We start from the raw sequence: 22,357 nt of genomic DNA, 5'->3' as shown, positions 1-22,357 counted from the left end.
AATGGTTACCTATCGCCCCGATGCAGCAAGCCAGAGTGACCCGGGTGGGGATGGCACGCCGGACTTGTCTGCTTTCGATGAGGCCGCCGCCAACGTGCGCCGTTCGGCGCGAAAAGCTCAGCGCCTCGCGGAGAAGGCCGCAACGTTCCTTGAGCTCCGGGAGACGGTGCGCGGACAGGGTGAGGATGCGTCTGGCCGCGTCAACGTGACGGTCGACGCCTCCGGTTGCCCGCTTCGGGTGCTCATTGACGGGGACGAGGCCGTGGGGCGTTTGGTCATTGAGGCCTGGAAGGCGGCCCAATCGAGCGCTGGCGCCCAGGTAGCCGACGCCGCCGTTGATGCTTACGGCGAGTCAGACCCGGGCGCACAGGCATTGGTCGCGCGTTATGGGTCGGCACGGGAGCAAGACGCCGGGGAGCGCGAGAGCCGACCGATTGATCGTTTCGGGATACTGCGCAATCCTGGTATCCGCAGGGAGTGGCACTGACCATGGCGGACATCTCCCTTGACTTCGAGAAAGCGCGTGCAGCGGCACGCGAGTCGCAAAGCGCCGGCGACGACGTGAAGTCGTCGGTCGTTGGCGTGGATGCCGGTTGCAATGATGCGGCCCTCGGCCTGTTGGTTGGACCGCTTGTCACAGGCCCGCTGGGTCTTGTTCGCCGGTGGGTGCGCTCCATGGTGGAGGAAGCAGCTTCTGGAGCAACGAAAGATGGAGACGGGCTGATCAAAGCCGTTCAGAGCTTCGAGGAGTGTGAGGAATCCTCAGCTCAAGCAATTCGGGATGCCGCACAGGGTCGTCGTGGCATGGCTGGAAGGACGCTGATGCCGTGAGCACGGAAGAGCTAGCAGGTTCGGGCCTCCTAGAGGACTTGGATGGGCTCAATAAGTCCATGTCGTCGGGCTCATGGCTAGGAACGGGTTTATCGGGGCTGGCCGTCGTCGGGGATGTCGTGGGGATGATGGTCGACCCGATTGGGACGCTCATTGGCTGGGGCGCTTCCTTTTTGCTGGAGCATTTCGAGCCGCTCAAAGGTTGGCTTGATGATCTCGCTGGGAACGGTGATGCCGTCCAGGCTGACGGCCAGTCGTGGTTGGCGTGTGCTGCAGCGGTGGCGCAGCGAGCCGATGAGCTCGAGTCGCGCACGCAGGCGCTCGTGGGAGAATTCGAAGGATTGACCGCGAGCACCTTTCGATCGCGGTCCGCCTCAACGGTCGGAGCGCTCCGTTCGGGCGCTCAGGCGTTGGAGGCGGTTGCGACCGCGTATTCTATTCTGTCGGGGGTTGTCAGCGCGGTTCACGATCTCGTCCGCGATGTTCTCGCTGAGATCATTGGAACCTTAGCCAGCGCGATCATCGAGATCGTCGGCACGGTTGGTTTGGCGTCTGGCGGTGTCGTTGCTCAAATTCAGATCAAGGTTGGCGCAGCTGTCACGTCATTGACGGACAGCGTCACAGGTGTCGTCACTTCGGCGAAGAATCTTGTCTCTCACCTGCATGATGCTCGAGGCATCCTCGAGTCCATCACGAACCTGCTGAAGAAGGCTCCCGACACGTCGCTCGCGGCGATCATTCCGTCTGGGATGTGGATACGACGCAGGAAGAATGGCCTGCACGTCGTGGAGAGGGGTCATTTCACGAACTCCTACGCCGACGCCGCGTATACCGCCCAGGTGCTCGATGAGCTGGAGACGATCCGACAGGTGAATCTGACGACCGCGCGTGAACTTCAGCCTTCTCTGGCCGAGCGGCTCGCGCGGTACGACCTGCCGCCTTCTGCGGGGAATGCCGACCAGATTCAACGGACCCTCGATAAACTGGATCGACAGGGCGTTGACGATTTTGAGCTCATTCAGATGCAGCAAATGTCTTTAGGTCTGACCTCGTCGCGCAATGGTGCGCGCTATGCGGCGGAGCGGATGGGGCATGCGGGGCTCGATCACGCGTGGCACGAGCGGGGCATCTACAACCTGGGCCTGGGCGGCCCCGGGACGGGTGCCGGACGTCTTGACGATTTTGCGATTCACTATTCGGGAACGGAGTTTCACATCGGCGAATCGAAGGGAGGAGGGGCCCGGATGGGCACGTATTCCGTGGACGGGGTACGGGTACGTCAGGGTTCTGCTGCCTATATCGGCGACCGCCTGGGCACCGACACGTCGTTCCACGAACTAATGTCGATGAACCAGGATGTCTGGCACGACATCAAGACGGGGCGCATGACCCTGCACTCAGACGTGTCGTTCACGCGCACCGCGGATCCGGAGAAGATTCGCTTCACGACGACTCCGATCACGCTCGCGCCGCACCACATGGATAATATTGATGCGAAGATTGCCGCGTGGACCGACGCGGCCGGAAGAGGGGACACCCCATGGATCAGACACGGTTGAACCCCGAGCATGTGCGTGTCACGCCCGAGGGGGCGCGCATGATGACGCTGTCGCGCTTGAACGAGATCCTCGACGCGTGGGAGTCTCTGACGTGGCCCGCCAGCCGGGCAGACGCCGCGGCCTTCCGCGATCGTTTCGGATGGACTCCCGACCCCAGAGAAAGCCTGCTCTTCACCTCCGACGTCGTACCCGAACGGTCATCCTCCTTCATCGTCTACACTCCCTTCGACGGCGTCGCATGCCTCAGGTTCTATCTCGCAGCGCACCTAGACCCACACGACACGTCACAATTCGACGACACTCTTTCGTTCTACCTCAATCACATCATCAAACACCTCGGCGAGAGGCTACAGAATAAAACGGGTTCACGCGAATCAGGAATCCGATTATTCACAAGCGACAACCTTTACTATCGCATTGGAGATGGAGGTGAGAAGATCACACTATCTCTGAACTCTCCTTCGGAGACGGGTAACTTGCTCGACTTCCTCGACCGCAAAGCCCGCGGCGAACTGGAAGACTGGGAACGTGAGTAACACGCCGTTAAATCCCGAGCATGTGCGTGTCACGCCCGAGGGGGCGCGCATGATGACGCTGTCGCGCCTGAACGAGATCCTCGACGCGTGGGAGTCTCTGACGTGGCCCGCCAGCCGGGCAGACGCCGCGGCCTTCCGCGATCATTTCGGGTGGACTCCCGACCCCAGAGAAAGCCTGCTCTTCACCTCCGACGTCATTCCCGAACGATCATCTTCCTACATTGTTTACAACACCTTCGGCGGCGTCGCAGGTCTTATGTTCTATCTCGCAGCGCACCTAGACCCACACGACAAGAAGCAATGCGACAAAGCGTATTCCTACTACAATGAATACCTTGAACAACGCCTCCAGAACCGACTGGCCAGCAAAAGAACATTCGATAAGTCCTGCGTTGAGCTTATCTCCCATGATAAAATCCTCTACTTCCTCGGCGGCGCCGCAGACAAGATCACACTATCTCTGAACTCTCCTTCGGAGACGGGTAATCTGCTCGACTTCCTCGACCGCAAAGCCCGCGGCGAACTGGAAGACTGGGAACGTGAGTAACGAATCCTGACGTTCCATGTGCTCACACCCAACATATACCCAACAATGTCGCACGTAATTCCCCCACCTCTCTTTCAAACTTTGAAATCGGACCGTTGAAATCATGCGGTTTTCGACCGCACTCAAAAACTGACCAAAGGGAATTACGTGCGACATTTGTCGGTAAGCCAGAGCGCTCCTGGGGGACGAGGCCAGAAATCCGTTGAAGTGCATCCTGTGGCACACTGTGGGGATGACGGATTTTCTTTCTCGGGCGCGCGGCGCTCTCATGGGCCTGGCTGTCGGCGACGCAGTGGGCACCACGAATGAGTTCAAGGTCGCAGGTACCTTCAAGCCGATCACGGACATGGTGGGTGGCGGCCCCTTCCTGTTGAAGCCCGGGCAGTGGACGGATGACACGTCGATGGCGCTGTGCATCGCGGATTCCCTGCTGGCGATGGGCCACTATGACTCTTTTGACGTGATGGAGCGCTACCAGCGTTGGTTTTCGAAGGGTTACCGTTCGTCGACGGACAGGTGTTTCGATATCGGTGGCCAGGTGCGTGCCGCGCTGTTCGATTTTGAGCACGAACAGCGTGTGCCGGTGACCGCCGAGCGCTCGAACCGTGCCGGTAACGGCGCGATCATGCGCCTGGCGCCCGTCGTCATCGCCGGCTTCGAGCACCGCGAAATCCGCGAGATCGTCGTCACCGCTGGACTGAGCGCGCGGGAGACCCACTATTCGGTCGAGGCCGAGGCAGGCACCGAGGTCTTCGCTGCCCTCCTCGTGGGTGCCCTCCTCGGCTGGGCGCCGGAGCACATCATCAACGTCGGCTGGGCCTCAACGGGCCCCGCCTTCGACGAGATGGCCGCGCGCGTCATCAGCACGGACCCCGCCGAGCGCGCCTCGTGGGAGTCAGAGACCAGCGGTTACATCGTGCACGGCCTGCGCCTCGCTGTTCACGGCCTCCTGGATTTCCCGTCCTTCAAGGATGCGACCCTGGCGATCGCCAACATGGGCGGCGACTCGGACACGAACGCCGCGATCTACGGGCAGCTCGGCGGCGCATACTTCGGGGTCGAGGCCATCCCGGCCTCGTGGAGGTCGACGCTGTATCAGGGCGAGGAGATCGACGCGCTGGCCCGCGCCCTCGTGGACCTGCACCTCGAGGAGCCTCTCACGCGCTTCGACGAGGACCTGTAGGGCGAGGCTCCCTCAGGCTGACTGGCACCCTCCACGATGCGGCGGGCGCGACCTGATCTCTCTCGTGCTGCCGGCGATGCCCCCGCGTCGTCGCTTCACCGCCCGCTGCACCCACACCTCGTCAACCCACACCCAACAATTACCCAACAATGTCGCATGCAATTCCCTCGCACCTACTTCAACATTTGAAATCAGACCGTTGAAATCATGCGGATTTAAGCCGCACTCAAAAACTGACCCAAGGGAATTGCATGCGACTTTTGGGGTCTGAGCCCCTTCCGACCTACTCGACCCCCACCAGCCGCGCGCCGCTCGACCGGCATGTCGAGCGACTAGACTGGCGCTATCATGCCTGACTCCCGCTCCGCCACGCCCCGCTCCTCCCAGCCCGCGCGCACGCGACCGCGCGCGGGCCGCCGCCAGCACGCGCGCCCCTTCAAGCCGTTCACGCCGGAGCAGCTCGCCGAGCGTGCGGCGGCAATCCCGGTGATCTCCTTCCCGGATCTGCCGGTGAGCGCCCGGCGCGACGAGATCGCGCGCGCCATCCGCGACCACCAGGTGGTCATCGTGTCAGGCGAGACGGGCTCGGGCAAGACGACGCAGCTGCCGAAAATCTGCATGCAGCTGGGCCGCGGCGTGGCCGGCATGATCGGGCACACCCAGCCGCGCAGGCTCGCGGCGCGCTCCGTCGCGGATCGCATCGCCCACGAGCTGGGCCAGACCGTGGGCCGCGAGCGCGGCCAGGTGGTCGGATACCAGGTGCGTTTCACGGACGAGATCGGCCCCACGACCCTCGTCAAGCTCATGACGGACGGCATTCTGCTGGCGGAAATCCAGTCGGATCCGATGCTGCGCCGCTACGACACGCTCATCATCGACGAGGCCCACGAGCGCAGCCTGAACATCGACTTCATCCTGGGCTACGTGGCGCGCCTGCTGCCCGCGCGCCCCGACCTGAAGGTCATCATTACCTCGGCGACGATCGACTCGGACCGTTTCGCGCGCCATTTCGGCACGTGGGAGGGCACGCCCGGCTCGGGCCGCCTCATCGAGCCCGCGCCGGTCATCGAGGTGTCGGGCCGCACGTACCCGGTGGAGATCCGCTACCGTCCCCTCGGCCCGACGACGCCCTCGTCGTACACGTCCGAGGCCTCGCCCGCGCAGGCGGAGAAACCCGTCGAGGTCATCGAGACCACTGACGTCACCGAGTCCGGCCCCATGCAGTTGGTCCTGGAGGACCCGGACGACGAGCTGGCGACGCTGGGCTACGGCATGGGCGAGGACATCGACGTGGAGACCGCGATCTGCCACGCGGTGGACGAGCTGAGCGCGGAGGGCGACGGCGACATCCTGGTCTTCCTGCCCGGCGAGCGCGACATCCGCGACACGGAGGCGGCCCTCCTCGATCACTTGAAGGGACGAGGCCGGCGCGCGGGAGACGACAAGGGCGCACGCCCCGACGACATCGAGATCCTGCCCCTGTACGCGCGGCTGACGGCGGCTGAGCAGCATCGCGTGTTCGAGCCGCACCGGCTGCGCCGCGTGGTCCTAGCGACGAACGTCGCGGAGACGTCGCTGACGGTGCCGGGCATCCGCTACGTGATCGACCCGGGTTTGGCGCGCATTTCCCGCTATTCCAATAAGACGAAGGTGCAGCGCCTGCCGATCGAGCCGGTCAGCCAGGCGAGTGCGAACCAGCGCGCGGGCCGATGCGGTCGAGTCGCCGAAGGCGTGGCGATCCGCCTGTTCTCCCAGGCCGACTACCTCTCGCGCCCGCGTTTCACGGAGCCGGAAATCCTGCGCACGTCGCTGGCCAGCGTCATCTTGCAGATGGCGTCCCTGGGCCTGGGCGCGGTCGAGGACTTCCCCTTCCTGGATGCCCCGGATCGGCGCGCGGTCCGCGACGGCGTCGCCCTCCTCGTGGAGATCGGCGCGCTCGCGTCCGGCGAGCCTCAGGAGCGCCGAGGCCGTGGCGACCGTTCCCGTACACGCGACGAACGCGGTACACGCGACGCAGGCAACGCGCGGGATACCCGCGCGGATCAGGATGCCTCGGGCACCGCGCCCACAGCCCGGGACGCTGAGCAGCCGGACGCGGCCCCGGCCTCGTCCCAGTACAGGCTCACCGGGATCGGCCGGGACCTGGCGCGCCTGCCGATCGACCCGCGCCTGGGGCGCATGCTGCTGGAGGCCGAGCGCCTGGGCTGCGCCTCGGAGGTCCTCGTCATCGTGGCGGCGCTGTCGATCCAGGACGTGCGCGAGCGCCCGGCCGAGCATCAGGGCACGGCGGACGCCTCGCACGCGCGCCTGGCGGACCCCCATTCGGACTTCATCACCTACCTGAACCTGTGGCGCTACCTGGCTGTGCAGGCGCGCGACCTGTCGGGCTCGGCGTTCCGGCGCCTGTGCCGCGCGGAGTTCTTCCACTACCTGCGGTGGCGCGAATGGCGCGACGTCGTCGGCCAGCTGCGCCAGATGGCCCGCGCGCTCGGAATCGGCGTGGGGCCGGTGGGAGAGCCGTCGACGGGCGACGTCGTGGAGGCCGCCCGCTTCGGCGGCGCCCAGGACGCGGCCGTGCGCGCGGTCCTGGCCTACGGGCAGGGGCCGGCTTCCGTGGACGCGGACCAGGTGCACCGCTCGCTGCTGGTCGGCCTGCTGTCCTACCTGGGCTCATGGGATGAGACGAGGCGCGACTATGAGGGCGCGCGCGGCACGCACTTCACGATCTGGCCGGGGTCGGGCGTGAGCGGCCACCCCGCGTGGGTGATGACCGCGGAGCTCGTGGAGACCTCGCGCCTGTTCGCGCGCACGGTGGCCCGCATCCGCCCGGAGTGGGTGGAGCCGGCGGCGCGCGGCCTGCTCAAGCGCTCGTATTCGGAGCCGTTCTGGTCGGTCGGCAAGGGCGCGGCGATGGTCCGCGAGCGCGTGACCCTCTACGGGTTGACGCTGGCGGCGGACCGCGAGGTGCTGCTGGGGCGCTTGGGCGACCTGGTCATCGACGAGGCCGTGGCCGCCTCGCGCTCTCACGCTCCGCGCGCGGGGTCGCTGGAGGCCCTGGCGGCCGGCTTGGTGTCGGCGTCGAAGGATCCCCTATCGTCGGGGTCGTTTGAGCCGCGTCATTTCGAGGAGCTGGCGGCCGCGCGCGAGGGGACGACGGCCCGCGAGCTGGCCCGCGAGATGTTCATACGTAACGCCCTGGTGGATGGCCAGTGGAGGGAGAGGCACGGTTTTCAGCGCCGAAACGAGGCCCTGGTGGAGCAGGCCCGCGAGGTTGAGCGCCGGAGCCGCACCCACGGCCTCGTCGCGGACGAGCAGGCGCGCTTCCGTTTCTTCGACGACCTGATCCCCGAGCACGTGACCAGCGCGGCGGCGTTCAACCGCTGGTGGAAGGACGAGCGCCGCTCTCACCCGGACCTACTCATTTACCCGGCGTCCCTGCTGATGCCGCGCGAGGCGACGTCGGGCGAGGGCTTCCCGGACCGGTGGCAGTGCGGCGACCTGTCGCTGGCGCTCAGCTACGAGTTCGCGCCGGGCAGCCCGCGTGACGGCGTGTCGATGCGCATCCCGATCGAAGTGCTCGAGCGCGTGAGCGATGCGGGCACGGACTGGCTGGTGCCCGGCATGCGCGAGGACCTGCTGACCGAGGCGATCCGCGCACTGCCCAAGGGCGTGCGCCGCCTGCTGGCCCCCGCGCCGGACGTGGCCGCGTCGGTGGCGCGGTGGATCGAACAGGCGGGCGACCAGCCGGCCGAGGCCGTGGTGGCGTCAGCGGATGCGCACGCGGGCGAGGCCAGGACGGGTGCCCGGGCGGGCGGCAGCATTGGAAAGCGCGGCGGCCAGAAAGCCGCCCAAGCCGACGAGCCGGACCCGCTGAGCTTGGACGCCGCGATGGGACGCCTGGCCGCGTGGGGCGCGACCTCAGGCCGAGTCTCGACGCGCAATTCTCCCGCAAAGGCCTCCAAGAAGGGCGCGCAGAAGGCCACCGCACAGCAGGCCTCGGCGGGAGCGAGCGCGGGCGAGGCGACCGGCGCGGGCGCGACGGGCGCAGCGGCGCAGCCGGGCACGAATCCCACGACCGGCGCGCTCGTCGGCACTGGGAGTCACGCGGGAGCCGTCGCATCGGGCGCGGCCACGCCGGCCAGCGCCTCCGGCACCCCCGCCGCAGGTGCCTCCACGCGCCGCACGCTCACCGACGGCCCCGTCCTGGATGCCCTCGCCCACGCGGTGCGCGTCCTGCGCGGCGTAGACCTGAGCGAGGCGGACCTGGCGCACGCGCGCGCCCACCTGCCCGACCACCTGCGCATGACTTTCGTCGTCACGGACGCCTCGGGGCGTGAGCTGGGCTCGGGCAAGGACCTGGCCTACCTGCAGCGTTCCCTCGCCAGCGACGCGAACAAGGCGGTGCGCACGGCCGTTCGCGCCGCCCTCGAGGAGGCCAGCGAGAAGCAGGCGCGCAGGAACAAGCGCGGGCGCGGCACCTCAAGGAAGGCTGCCACCGGCGCGAACAACACCGCGAGTGGAGCACCCTCCCCCACCGACACCTCCACGGGATCGCCCGGTGGGGAGAGTCCCTCCACTCCGGCTCACGGCGCGACCGCGACGGGCACCGGCCCCCGCGACGCGGCCCAGGCCTCGGCCCCCGCGCCGAACCCGGCGTTCCACGCGGATGCCATCGCCGAGATGCCGATGCTGCCGCGCTCGATCACCCAGACCTCGGGCGCGATGACCCTGCGGGCCTTCCCCGCGCTGGTCCCCCAGGGCAGCGCCGCGGCCCCCGCGGCAGGCGTGCGCGTCATGGCCAGCGCCGCCGAGGCCGACCGCGAGCACCGCGCCGGCCTCGCCCGCCTGCTGCTCACCCGCGTCGCCCTGGCGACGAACCGCGTCACCACGCGGTGGACGGGCCGCGAGGCCCTCATGCTGGCGGCCTCCCCCTACGCGGACACGGCCGCCCTGGTCGCGGACGCGCAGCTGGCCTCAGCCCTGGCCCTCGTCGACGAGCTCAGCACCCCCGCAAACGTGCGCGACCCCGAGGCCTTCGAAACCCTCGTCGCGGCCGCGCGCGACGCCCACGAGGACCGCGTCTACCAGATCCTCTCCCACGTCGTGCGGGCGCTGGAGGCCAGCGCCGAGGCCGACGCCGCGGTGCGCTCCCACCCCCAGGCCTCGCTCAAGGAGACGACGCGCGACGTCGCGGCGCACGGGCGGACCCTGCTCTACGAGGGCTTCGTGTCCGCCACTCCCGCCTCCGCGCTGCCGCACCTGGCCCGCTACCTGCGCGCCGGGGCCGTGCGCATCGAGCGCGCCGCCTCCTCGCCCGGGGCGCTGGGGCGCGACCTGGAGGACATGGACCGCATCCACCAGGCCGAGGCCGACATCGCCGCCACGCGGCAGGCCCTGGAGCGACGCCCCTACGAGGCCCGCAGCGCCGCCGCGCTCACGCAGGCGCGGTGGATGGCCGAGGAGCTGCGCGTCTCCATGTTCGCCCAGACCCTGGGAACCCCCAACAAGGTCTCCATGAAGCGCCTGCTCGGCGTCCTCGCGGGGGCGCGATGAAGCGGGACAAGCGTCGCGTCTCCTTGTTCACCCCACGCCTGAGCGTTCCCACCACGAGGCGCCCGCTCGGAGCGCTCGGAGCGCTCGGTGTGCTCGCGGAGGCGCGATGAAGCGGGAGGAGGCGCGCGTCCTCGCCCGCTCCCTCATGGACGCGGCGGGGTTGGCCGACTGGCGTTTCCGCTTCGACCACGCCAAGCGGCGGGCCGGGGCGTGCACGCACTCCACGCGCACGATCAGCCTGTCCGGACCGCTCACCGACCTGTACGACGCGACCACGATCCGGGGCGTCATCCTGCACGAGATCGCCCACGCCCTCGTCGGCCCCGCCCACGGGCACGACGCCGCGTGGAAGCGGGCAGCCCGAGCCCTCGGCGCGCCTGACTCCGCGCGATTGTCTTCCTCCCTCCCCGCCCCGGACGCGCCCTGGGTGGGCACGTGCCCGCGCTGCGGGGCCAAGCGTCGCCTCTACAGGGCGCCGCGGCGCGTCTCCTCGTGCGGGATGTGCTCGCGTGCTTTCGACCCCGCACTGATCCTCACGTGGGAGCACCGGGGGAAGGCGGCCTCGCCCGGTCGCGTCTACGAGCGCGAGCTCGCCGCGCTCCGCCGCTAGGGCCGGCGCCAGGGCCGGCGCTAGGGCCGGCGCCAACGGAGTCCAACCATGGTGCCGGTTACCCAAAAACGTCGCACGTAATTCCCCCATCACTCTTTCAAACTTTGAACTCTAGCCGTTGGAATTGCAACGTTTTAAGCCATACTCAAAAACTGACCAAGTTAAATTACGTGCGAGTTTTGGGGAGGGGCCAGCCGGGGCCGGAAAGCCGCCCGCGGCGTGCGTCTGCCCACGTCACAGGGCCGAACACAGCCAAAGGCGAGCAGACACACACCCCCCGGGGATACCCTTGATCCCAACACCCCCCGAGAGAAGGAAGCCATGGGTACCACCGCCAGCCCCGACGCCAGCACCGCTCCCGACCGCGAAGTCCTCACATGGCAGGGCTTCGGCGACGCATCTCGCGAGCTCACCCAGCAGATCATTGACTCCGGGTGGGTGCCGGACCTGATCGTCGCCATCGCGCGCGGCGGCCTCATCCCGGCCGGCGCCATCGCCTACGCGATGGACGTCAAGGCGATCGGCACCATGAACGTCGAGTTCTACTCCGGCATCGGTGAAACCCTCGACGAGCCCATGCTGCTTCCCCCGCTCATGGACGTCTCCGCGATGGACGGCAAGCGCGTCCTCGTCGTCGACGACGTCGCCGACTCCGGCAAGACCCTCAAGATGGTCATGGACCTCATCGACGAGCACGGCCTGTCCCTGGATGGCTCCGCCGCCGTGCGCGTCGAGGCGCGCAGCGCGGTCATCTACAAGAAGCCGGTGTCCATCATCGAGCCCGACTACGTGTGGGCCTTCACCGATAAGTGGATCAACTTCCCCTGGTCGACGCTGCCCGTCATCAAGCCGTGAGCATGAAACGGGAGGACCCAGGACCACGGGCCGTCTCCCCCGAACGCGCCCAGGCCTCGTCGATCACCCGGCGCATCGTCGAGGCCGTGGCCGAGCGCGCACGCCTCGGTGACCCCGTGCGCGTGCTGGGCCTGACCGGTCCTCCCGGGACCGGCAAGACGACGATCGCCGCCGAGCTGGCTCGCGCCCTGCCCGAGGCCGGCCTCCCCGTCGCGGGCCTGGCCCCCATGGACGGCTTCCACATGTCGAACGCGGTGCTGGCCTCGCGCGGGATCGCCGACCACAAGGGCGCGCCCGACACCTTCGACGTGGGCGGGTACGTGGCGCTGCTGGGGCGCGTGCGCCGCGGGGACGCGGTGGTGCTGGCCCCCGACTACCGGCGCGACCTGCACGAACCCGTCGCCGCCTCGCTCCCCATCAAGATCGACGGCGTCGTCATCACGGAGGGCAACTACCTGGGGCTGGAGCTGCCCGGATGGGCGGACGTGCGCGGCCTCATCGACCTGCTCGTTTACATCGATACTCCGTTTGAGGAGCTGGCGTCGCGCCTCATCGACCGGCACGTGAGTTTCGGGCGCGACCGCGCGGATGCGGCCCACTGGGTGCGCACGGTGGACGCCGCGAACATGGCCCTCGTGGAGCGCACGAAGGCCCGCGCGGACCTCATCCTGTCGCTGTAGGCCCCGCGCCCCCGGACCCGCGCCGAGGCATCGCGCCGCTTCCTTGAGCCGCGCCCCCGCGCCTGCGCTCGGTTACCCAAAAATGTCGCACGTAATTCCCCCGGGTCAGTTTTAGAGTACGGCCGAAAACCGCATGATTTCAACGGTCCGATTTCAAAGTTTGAAATTCCCGGGAGGGAATTACGTGCGACTTTTGGGTGTCGGGTAATTAAACTAATACCAACCCAAGCCTCAGGGTTTTCACACCTTCAGGCACCATGTCGCGCGCATTTTCAACCACTTCCAAGTAAGGTGAACCTATGTTCCTCTTGCTTGGCCTGCTCGGCGGCCTCGTCACGGGCATCTCCCCGTGCATCCTGCCCGTCCTTCCCGTCCTATTCCTCGGCGCCGCCGGAGGGAAGGAGACCGCGAACGCCGCCACGGCCTCGTCCTCAGGCGACACCAACACCGTGAACCCCGGACTTTTCCGCGTCGCGCCGGGCGTTTCCCTCGGGGGAGGCAGCGCCCCCGCCGTCGCCGCGCGCAAGACCGCCGACGACTCGCCGAGCGTCGCGCGCCGACCCCTGCTGATCGTCGCAGGCCTCGTCACCTCGTTCATGCTGATCACCGTCGCCGGGTCGGCGCTGCTGAGCCTGCTCCACCTGCCACAGACGGCGATCCGCTGGGCCGGCATCATGCTACTGGCGGCCGTCGGCGTCGGCATGATCGTCCCAAAGGTCATGGAAATCCTGGAGCGCCCCTTCGCGCGCATCGCGCCGCGCACAGCGGGAGATGGCGCGGGCTTCGGCCTCGGGCTCGTGCTCGGCGCAGCCTTTGTGCCCTGCGCGGGGCCCGTCCTCACGTCCGTCATCGTCGCCTCGAACAACGGCCAGTTCACGTGGCGCATCGTGGGCCTGGCCATCTCCTTCGCGGTGGGCGTGTCGATCCCGCTGCTGGCCGTCGCCCTCGCGGGGTCTGGCGTGGCCGCCAGCCTGAAGGCCCGGCAGCGCCCGCTGCGCATCGCCGCCGGCGTCGCCATGATCGCCCTCGCGATCGGCATCGCGACCGACGCCCCCGCGGCACTCCAGCGGATCATCCCGGACTACACGGCCTCGCTTCAGGCGGGCGACGACGAGGCCTGCGAGACCGGCGCGTGCGACCCCGAGCAGGAGGTCGAGGCGCGCGGCGACTTCGCCCAGTGCGCCCGAGGCACCGGGAAGGACTGCGGGACACTGCCGGCCCTCACCTCCACCGAGTGGATGAACGCGCTCGGCCAGCCCACCGGCACCGTGACGCTCGTGGACTTCTGGTCGAGCTCGTGCACGAACTGCCAGCGCGAAATCCCCGAGCTTGAACGCATCTACGAGAAGTACAAGGACTACGGCCTGGTCGTGATCGGCGTCCACTCGCCCCAGCAGGCCTACGAGCGCGACCCCTCGGTCGTGTCCGACGCGGTGTCGCGCCTAGGCATCACGTATCCGGTCGCGCTGGATCCGGAGCTGATCGACTTCCAGACGTATGGCGCCTCCGCGTGGCCCACGCACTACATCGCAGGCGCGGACGGGCAGCTCGTCGCCGTCGGACGCGGCACGAAGGGCGTCGAGGAGCAGATTCGCACTCTCCTCACCGAGGCGGGGGCGTCCCTGCCCGACTGAGGCGGCCCGACTGAGGCGGCCGAGGCCTCGCGACGGCACACGGGCGGCCACCGCGGGGCTCGTCGCATTCACACCGGCCTCGTTCGTGGCCCCTCCACACGGTCTTCCGCCCCGCCTTTCCGCCCTGATCGCTAGTTACCCAAAAATGTCGCATGCAATTCCCCCACCGCTATTTCAATTTTTGAATCCACATCGTTGAAATTCCGCGGTTTTCAGAGGACTCCAAAACTTACCATTTTAGAATTGCATGCGACTTTCGAGGGCCGCCGAGCATGGCGGACACACGGGATATCAGCCGCACAGATCCACTGCACAGATCCACGTCCCACGCGACCTCGCGCCAATCAGTGCCACTCGGCGTTACCGACAGCCCAGGTGCCGTCCTCCTGCTCGACGAGGGTCAGGAACACCAGCTCGCGGACCGGCTCGTGCGAGTCGTCCGCGTAGGAGCGCGTGAAGCTGACGAGCCTCACCCACTCATTACCTTCGCGGCGGGTCGATTCCCTGCCTTCGACGCCGATGTTCTCAATCGTGACAGTCGTGTGGGAGCGATTTGGCACCAGCGGCAGGAACTCACCCTGCCCCTTCACCAGCTCGGGGGTCGGCGTGTGATTACGCTGCAGCTCGGGCGTTTCGTAGACGCTCGCGCGGATGGACGCGAACGCGTCCGTGACGTCGCGCGACGCGTCCCACGTTTGATTGGTGATGACGTAGGCGGAGCACACTGCGTCGGCATCCTTGCGATCAACGGTGGACGGGTCGGGCAGGAGGTCGTCGAGCCACTGAACCGATGCCGGGTGCAGGCAGGTTCCGTCGGGCGCAGAGGTGCCGTCCTCACACGGGGGCATGCTCGAGGCCGTGGCCTCCGGGGTGGGAGCCGCCTCAGACTGCGGCGCGGTGTCGGGCACCTGTGAAGCCTCGCTGGGCGAGGAGTCGCCACTCATCCCTCCGTTGGAATCGGAGCTCGACTTCGAGGCCGTGGTTCCCGAGTCCGCGCTAGTCAGGAACGTGCGCGCCATGAAGAAGCCACCGACGCCCAGGACGAGGGCAACGGCTGCGACAAGTGCAATGATCATTGTCATCCGCTCGCCACGTGCGACTTTATTCAGTGCGTTCATAAGCATCCTTAGTTCGTGTCGTGTATGCGCGCGCAATCCTGTGGCGCATGGCCACTCACCGCAGATCGTGCAGCTACTGACCAACATGCCAGCAATATCACCATAATTCGTGACACGAGTAACATACAACCTCGTTCCGTAGGCGAGACACGCTTGACAACGCGCCGCTCTCAAACCACACGCCCCAGGCCACCCCAAGCCTCGTACCCCAGGCTCCATAACCCAACCCAGGCCTCGTACCCAACCCAAGCCTCGCGCACACACCCCCGCCCTCAGTTACCCAACAATGTCGCATGCAATTCCCCCACAACTCTTTCAATGTTTGAAATCGGATCGTTGAAATCATGCGGTTTTCGCGAGGTCCTAAAAAGACCGCGCCGGGGAATTGCATGCGAAATCTCTGAGTTATCCACAGATTTCTCAAACAGCTCACACGAAGCGTTATAAAGTAGCACAATCAGTCCATGGACCTCAACGAAGAGCTACGTAAACGCCACGGAATCACACGAATCACAAGCCTGCACCATGCAGAGCTCACTCCCTCAATGCTGCCAACAGGCATCAGTCACTACCGGGGCTGGATCTACGACAGGCACAGCTTTACGCTGGACCAGGTCCGAGCCTTCGTCTACAACGCTTGCCTCTCGTGTGTAAGCGCTGCGAAGTTCTATGACTTACCGGTTGCCACTGGAGAACTCCCACCGCAGACTCATTTGTCGGTCAGACACAGCCGCGGAATGCACTACTCAAAGCTCCGGCGCTTTGACGACGTATGCATCCACTGGGAGCCGGTCCTGAGCGCCGATGAAGAACGCACACACGTCGCCAGTATCGGCACGGTGCTGGAGCGCGTGCTCGTCTGCATGCCTCTCAAGGTGTCACTGCCGATGCTTGATGCCGCGCGCAACCGCGGCTTGTACGACATATCGACCCTCACACTACCGATTTCTGGCAGCAGAGTTCCCCATCTTCGCGAGGCAATCGGCCTGTCGACTGACCGTGCACGCTCGATCCTCGAGACGGTCGCCCGGTTGCAACTCATCGACATGGGGCTGACTCCGGAGGTAGGAGTCTGGATCGAGGGAGTCGGCGAGGTCGATATGATCATCCTTGGCTTCATCGTCATCGAGGTGGACGGCTGGGCTTTCCATTCCTCGAAAGAACAGCGCGAGAAGGACCTGAAGCGGGATCGAGAACTCCTCCGGCGCGGATACGTCGTCCTTCGATTCACCTACGATAACGTCATGAATGGCGACTTTGCGCGAGAGGTCCCCGAATCGGTGAAGGCGATCCAAAGCCTCGTGTCGCACTCGGAAGCAGGGGAAGGGCGCGTGGCCGCTAAAAACATCGATTTCCTGCAGATCCTGGGCGGACTCTACCTGCCACACCACGGCCTCGGACGGGCATCTTGACGCCACACACCACGCTTACCCAAAAATGTCGCATGCAATTCCCCCACCACTATTTCAAGATTTGAAACCAGACCATTGAAATCATGCGGTTTTCGTAAGGGTCGCCAACGACCCCTCCGGGGAATTGCATGCGACTTTTGGGGGGAAGCCCGCCAAGCGCGCTGTACCCGTCAGCTGAGAAGCTGGAGGATCTGCGGCGTGACCCGCTCGATGACGTCGAGGGTGTCGAGGAAGTCCTGGTGGCCGCCGTACCACGGGTCGGGCACGTCGCCGCTGCCCTCGGGGTCGAGGTCGCGGTACAGGCAGATGCGCGGGGTGTCGGCGCGCAGGTCCGCGGATTCCGGCGCGCCCCCGTACTCAACCCCCGCACGATCGGCGAGGCGCTGGAGCACGCCGAGGTGTCGCGAGGTCATGGCGAGGATCAGGTCCCACTCCCCTAGCTCGCCGGGGCGGATTTGGCGCGCGCGGTGGTCGGGCACGGCGTACCCGGCGTCGCGCAGGACGCGGGCGGCGCGACGGTCGATGGGGTTGCCGGCTTCCTCGTCGGAGACGCCGGCGCTGTCGACGACGACGTCCACGCCTGCGCGCGCGGCGGCCTGGTCGAGGATCGCGTGGGCCATCGTGGAGCGGCAGATGTTGCCGGTGCACACCATCAGGACGCGGGTGGGGCGGGTCATGGTCGGTTCCGTTCGTTCGGGGCGGGGAGACAGGCACGAGGCCGGGGCGGGGCTCCGGGGCGCCGCAGGGGGCGAGCGCGTGGCTCCGGGTCGCAGGGCGCCGCGGCGTCAGACCGTCCGCGCAGGGGCGCGCAGTAGGCGCACGCACGCTGCCGGGGAGGCGGTGCCGCGGGCGGCCTCAGAGGAGCGTCAGGTAGGCGCGGACGGCCTGGGCGCTGTGGGCGGCGGCGAGGGGGCCGTCCATGTGGAAGGCCTGGTCGGCGGTGGGCCCGCACAGGTCGGAAACTGCTCGCAACGAGATCCAGTCGACGCCGGAGGACCAGCAGACTTGGGCCATCGCGCAGGTTTCCATGTCGGCGCCGATGGCGTCAGGGAAGCGCTCGCGCATGGGGCCGACGTTGGCTTCAGTGCAGAAGGAGTCAGAGGAGACGATGCCGCCGGCACGCACGGTGTGGGCGATGAGCGCGCTCAGCTGGGCGAGCCGCGCGACGGCGGCGTCGGAGGAGGTGTAGTCGACGGGCATTTGGGGGACTTGGCCCATGGCGTAGCCGAAGGCGGTGGCGTCGGCCTGCCCGTAGATGGCGGTGGTGCCGACGGCGATGTCGCCGACGTTGATGTCACGGGCGAGCCCGCCGGTGGTGCCGGCGGCGATAACGATGGGCGCGTCGACGAGGGTGAGGGCTCGCCCGGTGGCGGACGCGGCGTTGGCCAGGCCGATGCCGGAGGTGACGACCAGGACGGTGCGTCCGTCGAGGAGGCCGAGCGCGAATCGTTGGGTTTTCATGGTGCCGGCCAGGACGGCCTGGGGCGTTTCGTCGTCGCCGATGGGGGCGAGCGCGTGGAGGAGGGGCGCGGCCTCCATGTCCATGGCGGCTTGGATGATGGCGTCGACGCGGGGGCGTGCGGGGAAGCTGAGGTTCATGTGTCCATGGTAGGGGACGAGGCCGGGTCGGGTCGCGCTCGCCCCGCGCGGGGGCGCGCGGCATGCCGGGCCGGGCGCACCCGGCGGTATCGCCTGGAACCCTCCCTTTCCGGTGACACCCACCCCAAAGTCGCATGCAATTCCCCCAGGTCAGTTTTTGACACTGCCCACAAACGTTGCAATTCCAACGACTCGATTTCAATGTTTGAAATAATCCTGAGGGAATTGCATGCGACATTGTTGAGGAACCACGGGGCCGGGACAGGCCGGGTCGGGTCGCGCTCGCCCCGCGCGGGGGGCGGTACGGAGCGCGCACCACACGGGACGGGCGGGACCGAGCCCCGACCTCGTATGAATCAAGCCGTGCGGCGCCGAACCCACGCGCACGCGCCGGCGAGGCCGAGGAGGGCGGCGCCGAGGCCGAGGTAGGGGTAGATGCCGGCGGCACCGGAGTTGGGCAGGACGCCGACCTGGGTGTCGACAACGCGGATGGCGGGCAGCGCCGCGGCGCCGGCGCCCGTGGAGGCGGGGATGACCCGCACGGAGGTGAAGCCCTCGTCGGCGCCGAAGTCCGTGGTGATCACCGTGGAGGCCGAGGCATCGGCGCCCACCTCGATGTGGAAGGGGACGGCGCGGGGCAGGAGGACGTGCCCGGCGGGTGCGCGGGTTTCGACGAGCCAGTAGGTCTTGCCGGTCTCGAGGGGAGCGGTGACGAACTGCGCGCCTCCGTCAAGGACGGAGACCGGGGTGCCGGCCAGGGCCTCGTTGTCGTAGATCGCGAAGGCAGCGCCGCCCAGCGGATACGTGCCGTCTTCGTTGGCGGTGCCCATGGGCTGGGTGCCGGCCTTTTCGATGCGGATGGGGCGCGGGCGGGCGGGGGCGCAGTCCTCGTTGTTGGCGGCGCCGTCGTGGTCGTAGGGGCCGGCGACGGAGTTGTAGAGGCCATGACCGGGTGCGAGGCGCCCGTTGGAGGGGGCGCATTCGAGGAGGGACTCGGAGTAGCCGGCTGCTGCCTTGTTGCGGGCGACCGTCATGCGCACGTACCAGGTCGCGCCCTCCCCGGGTTCGACGGTGGTGCCCTGGGTGAGGATGTAGGACGCGGCGGCGTTCTGCGCTCGGGCGGCGCCCAGTCCTTCGAGAGAGGTGGCGATCGCCGCGGAGCGCAGGGTGAGGCCGGGCGCGAAGGCCGGAGTGTCGACGAGGCGTCCCGTCGTGCCCGCGATCGTGCCGTCGTTCGTGGCGGTCACGCGGTAGGTGACGGTGATCGTGTCGCCGGAGGCGCCCTCGACGCTTTCCACGGCCTTGTTGATGCGCAGCTTGGGGGCCTGCTGCTGGATCGTGAAGTTGCATGTGATGGGAACGGCAGCCGCGGTCTTGGCGGGGGGCACGTCGGAGAAGTCGATGCCGCCGGTCACGGGGTCGCGGGTGACGTTGACGGCCTCGCCGACGCCGTTGACGCAGCTGATGTCGGTGAGCTCCCAGCGCCCGGAGTTAGGGTCGTCGCTGATTTTCCAGGGCCCGAAGTAGCCGGGTTCGCCGAAGCGCAGGGGGCGGCGCCCGGGGATGCGCGGGCCGGTTTCGGCGATGACGAACTGGGAGTATCCGGGGATAAAGGCCTGGTACCCAGACGTCACGGTGCCGTCCTTGCCGTAGCCGGTGGGGGTCAGGGGCGTGTCGGAGAAGGAGGACCAGTCGACGAATCCGGAGGCGTTTTGGTCGGTGGCGAGGGGCTCGCCGGTGGGCGAGACGAAGTCGCCGATGCCGAGCGTCGTGAAGTTGAAGGAGGGGATGGTGCCGCCGATCGCCTCGGATTCGGCGGTTACGGTCTTGGCGATGCGGATGTAGCGCTCCTGACTGAAGGAGGCGTAGAGGCACCCGAAGGAGGACTTGTTTTCCTTCGAGGTGAAGGTGGAGACGGGGGTGACGCCTTCGGGCGGAGTCTCCGGGCAGTCGCCGTCGGCGCTGGGGGTGAAGCCGGCGATGACGAGGCGGTAGGGGATGCCGTCGATCATGACAGTCTTGGTCGAGGTGGTCCGCGAGATCGTCAGAACGTCCTCGGAGTTGGGGCTCTGGTCGGGCGTGCCCGCAGCGTCGGGGTAGGCGGCCAGGTTGTTCGTGTAGATGTCGCGGTTGCCCCGCCTCTTGCCGACGTGGCGGTAGCAGTACCAGACGCCCGGTCCGGCGTCGCGGTTGAGGGCGGCGTAGGGGGCGTGCGCGGGGCAGGAGGAAGGGCCGTTGGCGCGCGAGGCGAGCATGTAGGCGCCCTCGTCGCTCAGGGCGGCGGTGGTGTCGGTGTCGTCTTCGGTCTCTTCTTGGTCGAAGGGGAAGGAATCCTCGATGCCGCCGATGTTGACGTCGATCGAGGAGTGCACCCACTTGTTGGCCGACAGCACCTGGAAGTTGTTGTGCCGCACGGTACCCAGCAGGAAGGGCTGGCCGATGGGGACGTTGCCGGGTTTGTTCGGCTTGTATCCCAGGGCGTTGGTGTCCTGCGGCGAGATGACACCGGTACTCACGGGGTTGGCGGCGGGCAGGCCGCGCGCGATGTAGGTCCAGTAGTCCCCCGCGGCGACGCCCGCGTCCAGCATCGGCTGAGTGACTCCTGCCTGGAAGGGGGCCGAGGACTGGGCTGGGTCTGCCGCATCGTAGGGGCCCGCGCCGCGTACGGTTCCGACGTAGGCGTTGTCGGGTACGTTCGTCGTGCGGTCTGTGGCCGAGGCGTTGATGGTGGCCGCGCCGAGGCGGCCGGCGGATGAGGTGACCGGGACGGTGCCGCCGCCGGGTGTTTCCAGGGTTGCGTCGGCGTCGGCGCGCTCGGGAGCGACGAGGCCGACCAGGGCCGTGGTGGTCGCGACGAGGAGGGCGGACAGTGTGCGTGCGACGGCGCGACGAGGCCGGGGTTCGGTCTCCGCGTCCGTGGCGCGGCGGGAGCGGGCGCCGCAAGGGTGGTGCTCCACGAGCCCTCCATGGTGTTTGACAGTTACTCACCGACTCTAGCGTAGATACACGCGAGCGCGCGGGTGAGCTTGCTCGCTCAGGCCCGCGCGCTCGCGCGTATCGGGTGGCCGCTCGTGGCCACGCTAGGCGCCCGTTTACTGCTTGCCGCGCTCCTCGAGCATCTTCTTGAGGGCGGCGGTGCGGCCCGCGTCGATCTCCTCGTCGGTGATCTGTTCGGCGGAGGTCAGCAGGTCGGGGGCGTGCGCGTCTGGCGGCGCGTCGCCGGACCTTGAGTCGGCCCCGGCAGCGACCGCACCGGACGTAGGCTCAGCGTCCCCGGAATCAGCCCCGGCCTCGTCCCCCGAATCAGCGGGAGCCAGCGCGCCAGCAGCAGCGGCGCCTTCAACCGCCTGGGGCTCCTCTTCCGTGCGCTTACGCGAGCGCACCCAGATGACGGCGGCGATGGCCAGGATGACGGCAACGGACGCGAGGACCGCGATCATCCAGGGTTTCATAACGGAGCCCTTGACCTGCGCGGCTTCGGCGGCGACGGCGTCGTCGTCCATGGGGACGCGCTCGCCGGTGACGAGCAGGCGGTGGGTGTTGATGCCGTAGGGGGTGCAGGTGATGAGGGTGGCCAGGTCCTTGCCCTCGACTTTGTTGAGGGATTCGGTTTCGGTGGGCAGGACGACGCGGATGTCGGTGACCTCGTACTTGAGGTGGCGGCCGGCGGTTTCGATGTAGAAGACGTCGCCGACCTTGACGCTGGTGAGCTGGTCGAACATGGTGGCGTTGCCCAGGCCGGTGTGGCCGGTGAGGACGGTGTGCGTGGATTCGCCGCCGACGGGCAGGGCGGTGCCGAAGAGGTGGCCGATGCCCTTGTCGAGGGTGGCGTTTTCGGTGCCGTGGTAGATGGGCAGGTTGACGTTGATCGACGGGATTTTGATGGTCGCCATGACGTCGTTGAGGTTGAGCTGGCTCAGGTAGTCCTGGTATTGCGCGGTGCCGGGGCGTTGGGCGTCGAGCCAGGGGTCGAGGATGGGTGACTCGGAGGCTTTGAGGTTGTATTCGTCGGCGCGGCGCAGGGACTCGGCGACGGCGTCGGGGCCGGCCTGGTCGGCGACGGCGCTGAATTCGGAGGCGATGCGTTCTTGGCGTTGGTTGTTGTACTGGGTCGCCAGGACGGGGTAGAGGAGGACAAGGATGCCGGCGAGCAGCAGGATCGGGGGCGCGATGGTGAGGAGACGCCACTTGAGGGGGGTCTTCTTCTTGTCGGGCGCTTGGGTGCTCACGCTTTCTCCAT

17 protein-coding genes are annotated in these 22,357 nt (G+C 67.5%); 12 read left to right on the top strand and 5 right to left on the bottom strand.

All coding sequences use genetic code 11. The features are described from left to right. Position 1: 1 nt before the first annotated feature. The 11 genes from QU663_RS00720 to QU663_RS00670 all read left to right on the top strand — a co-directional run bounded on the left by QU663_RS00720 (position 2) and on the right by QU663_RS00670 (position 13,988). Positions 2-487, top strand: coding sequence for a YbaB/EbfC family nucleoid-associated protein (locus QU663_RS00720; RefSeq protein ID WP_021610742.1), 486 nt, complete (start codon positions 2-4; stop codon positions 485-487). Continuing rightward, entirely contained in the window at positions 478-831 is a 354-nt protein-coding gene (locus tag QU663_RS00715; protein WP_156912115.1) for a hypothetical protein, read from the top strand. Before QU663_RS00720 ends, QU663_RS00715 begins: the two co-directional genes overlap by 10 nt. Next, positions 828-2,390, top strand: a complete 1,563-nt coding sequence (locus QU663_RS00710) for a hypothetical protein (RefSeq protein ID WP_021610744.1) — start codon at positions 828-830, stop codon at positions 2,388-2,390. The genes QU663_RS00715 and QU663_RS00710 overlap by 4 nt, the downstream gene beginning before the upstream one ends. Positions 2,391-2,428: 38 nt before the next feature. Further along, a complete protein-coding gene (locus QU663_RS00705; protein ID WP_304990619.1) occupies positions 2,429-2,926 on the top strand; it encodes a DUF6301 family protein in 498 nt (165 codons plus the stop codon). Beyond that, the gene (locus tag QU663_RS00700; RefSeq protein WP_304990618.1) at positions 2,919-3,473 is read left to right on the top strand and encodes a DUF6301 family protein; all 555 of its coding nucleotides are present in this window, start codon (positions 2,919-2,921) and stop codon (positions 3,471-3,473) included. The genes QU663_RS00705 and QU663_RS00700 overlap by 8 nt, the downstream gene beginning before the upstream one ends. A 232-nt stretch (positions 3,474-3,705) precedes the next feature. Then, the gene (locus QU663_RS00695) at positions 3,706-4,656 is read left to right on the top strand and encodes an ADP-ribosylglycohydrolase family protein (protein WP_021612323.1); all 951 of its coding nucleotides are present in this window, start codon (positions 3,706-3,708) and stop codon (positions 4,654-4,656) included. 348 nt (positions 4,657-5,004) lie between these two features. Further along, a complete protein-coding gene (locus QU663_RS00690) occupies positions 5,005-10,209 on the top strand; it encodes a DUF3418 domain-containing protein (protein ID WP_304990617.1) in 5,205 nt (1,734 codons plus the stop codon). Between the two features lie 106 nt (positions 10,210-10,315). Next, positions 10,316-10,819: a SprT-like domain-containing protein gene (locus tag QU663_RS00685; protein WP_021612477.1), complete on the top strand. Its 504-nt coding sequence runs from the start codon at positions 10,316-10,318 to the stop codon at positions 10,817-10,819. A gap of 321 nt (positions 10,820-11,140) precedes the next feature. Then, complete coding sequence (locus QU663_RS00680) at positions 11,141-11,674, top strand: phosphoribosyltransferase (protein ID WP_021612476.1); 534 nt, start codon at positions 11,141-11,143, stop codon at positions 11,672-11,674. Positions 11,675-11,676: 2 nt separating this feature from the next. Further along, positions 11,677-12,354: an AAA family ATPase gene (locus tag QU663_RS00675; RefSeq protein ID WP_021612475.1), complete on the top strand. Its 678-nt coding sequence runs from the start codon at positions 11,677-11,679 to the stop codon at positions 12,352-12,354. A 299-nt stretch (positions 12,355-12,653) separates the two neighbouring features. Next, positions 12,654-13,988: a cytochrome c biogenesis protein/redoxin gene (locus QU663_RS00670; RefSeq protein ID WP_021612474.1), complete on the top strand. Its 1,335-nt coding sequence runs from the start codon at positions 12,654-12,656 to the stop codon at positions 13,986-13,988. Between the two features lie 344 nt (positions 13,989-14,332). Here QU663_RS00670 and QU663_RS00665 read toward each other — a convergent pair whose 3' ends face one another. Further along, a complete protein-coding gene (locus tag QU663_RS00665; protein WP_232210948.1) occupies positions 14,333-15,064 on the bottom strand; it encodes a hypothetical protein in 732 nt (243 codons plus the stop codon). A gap of 506 nt (positions 15,065-15,570) precedes the next feature. Between QU663_RS00665 and QU663_RS00660 the strand changes: the two genes are divergently transcribed. Further along, positions 15,571-16,518: an endonuclease domain-containing protein gene (locus tag QU663_RS00660; protein ID WP_034481961.1), complete on the top strand. Its 948-nt coding sequence runs from the start codon at positions 15,571-15,573 to the stop codon at positions 16,516-16,518. A gap of 170 nt (positions 16,519-16,688) precedes the next feature. On the opposite strand, the gene QU663_RS00655 is transcribed toward QU663_RS00660, so the two are convergent. The 4 genes from QU663_RS00655 to QU663_RS00640 form a co-directional block, all read right to left on the bottom strand. After that, a complete protein-coding gene (locus QU663_RS00655; protein WP_021612470.1) occupies positions 16,689-17,195 on the bottom strand; it encodes a low molecular weight protein-tyrosine-phosphatase in 507 nt (168 codons plus the stop codon). 178 nt (positions 17,196-17,373) lie between these two features. Then, positions 17,374-18,117, bottom strand: coding sequence for a 5'-methylthioadenosine/S-adenosylhomocysteine nucleosidase (gene mtnN / locus QU663_RS00650; RefSeq protein WP_304990616.1), 744 nt, complete (start codon positions 18,115-18,117; stop codon positions 17,374-17,376). Positions 18,118-18,473: 356 nt separating this feature from the next. After that, the gene (locus QU663_RS00645) at positions 18,474-21,074 is read right to left on the bottom strand and encodes a prealbumin-like fold domain-containing protein (protein WP_021610835.1); all 2,601 of its coding nucleotides are present in this window, start codon (positions 21,072-21,074) and stop codon (positions 18,474-18,476) included. Between the two features lie 135 nt (positions 21,075-21,209). Next, positions 21,210-22,346: a class C sortase gene (locus tag QU663_RS00640; protein WP_034480233.1), complete on the bottom strand. Its 1,137-nt coding sequence runs from the start codon at positions 22,344-22,346 to the stop codon at positions 21,210-21,212. Positions 22,347-22,357: the final 11 nt, after the last annotated feature.

It is taken from the genome of Schaalia sp. HMT-172 (genome assembly GCF_030644365.1).
Lineage (GTDB): Bacteria > Actinomycetota > Actinomycetes > Actinomycetales > Actinomycetaceae > Pauljensenia.
The sequence above is the reverse complement of the archived record's forward strand: the minus strand, read 5'-3'. Positions and strand labels throughout refer to the sequence as shown.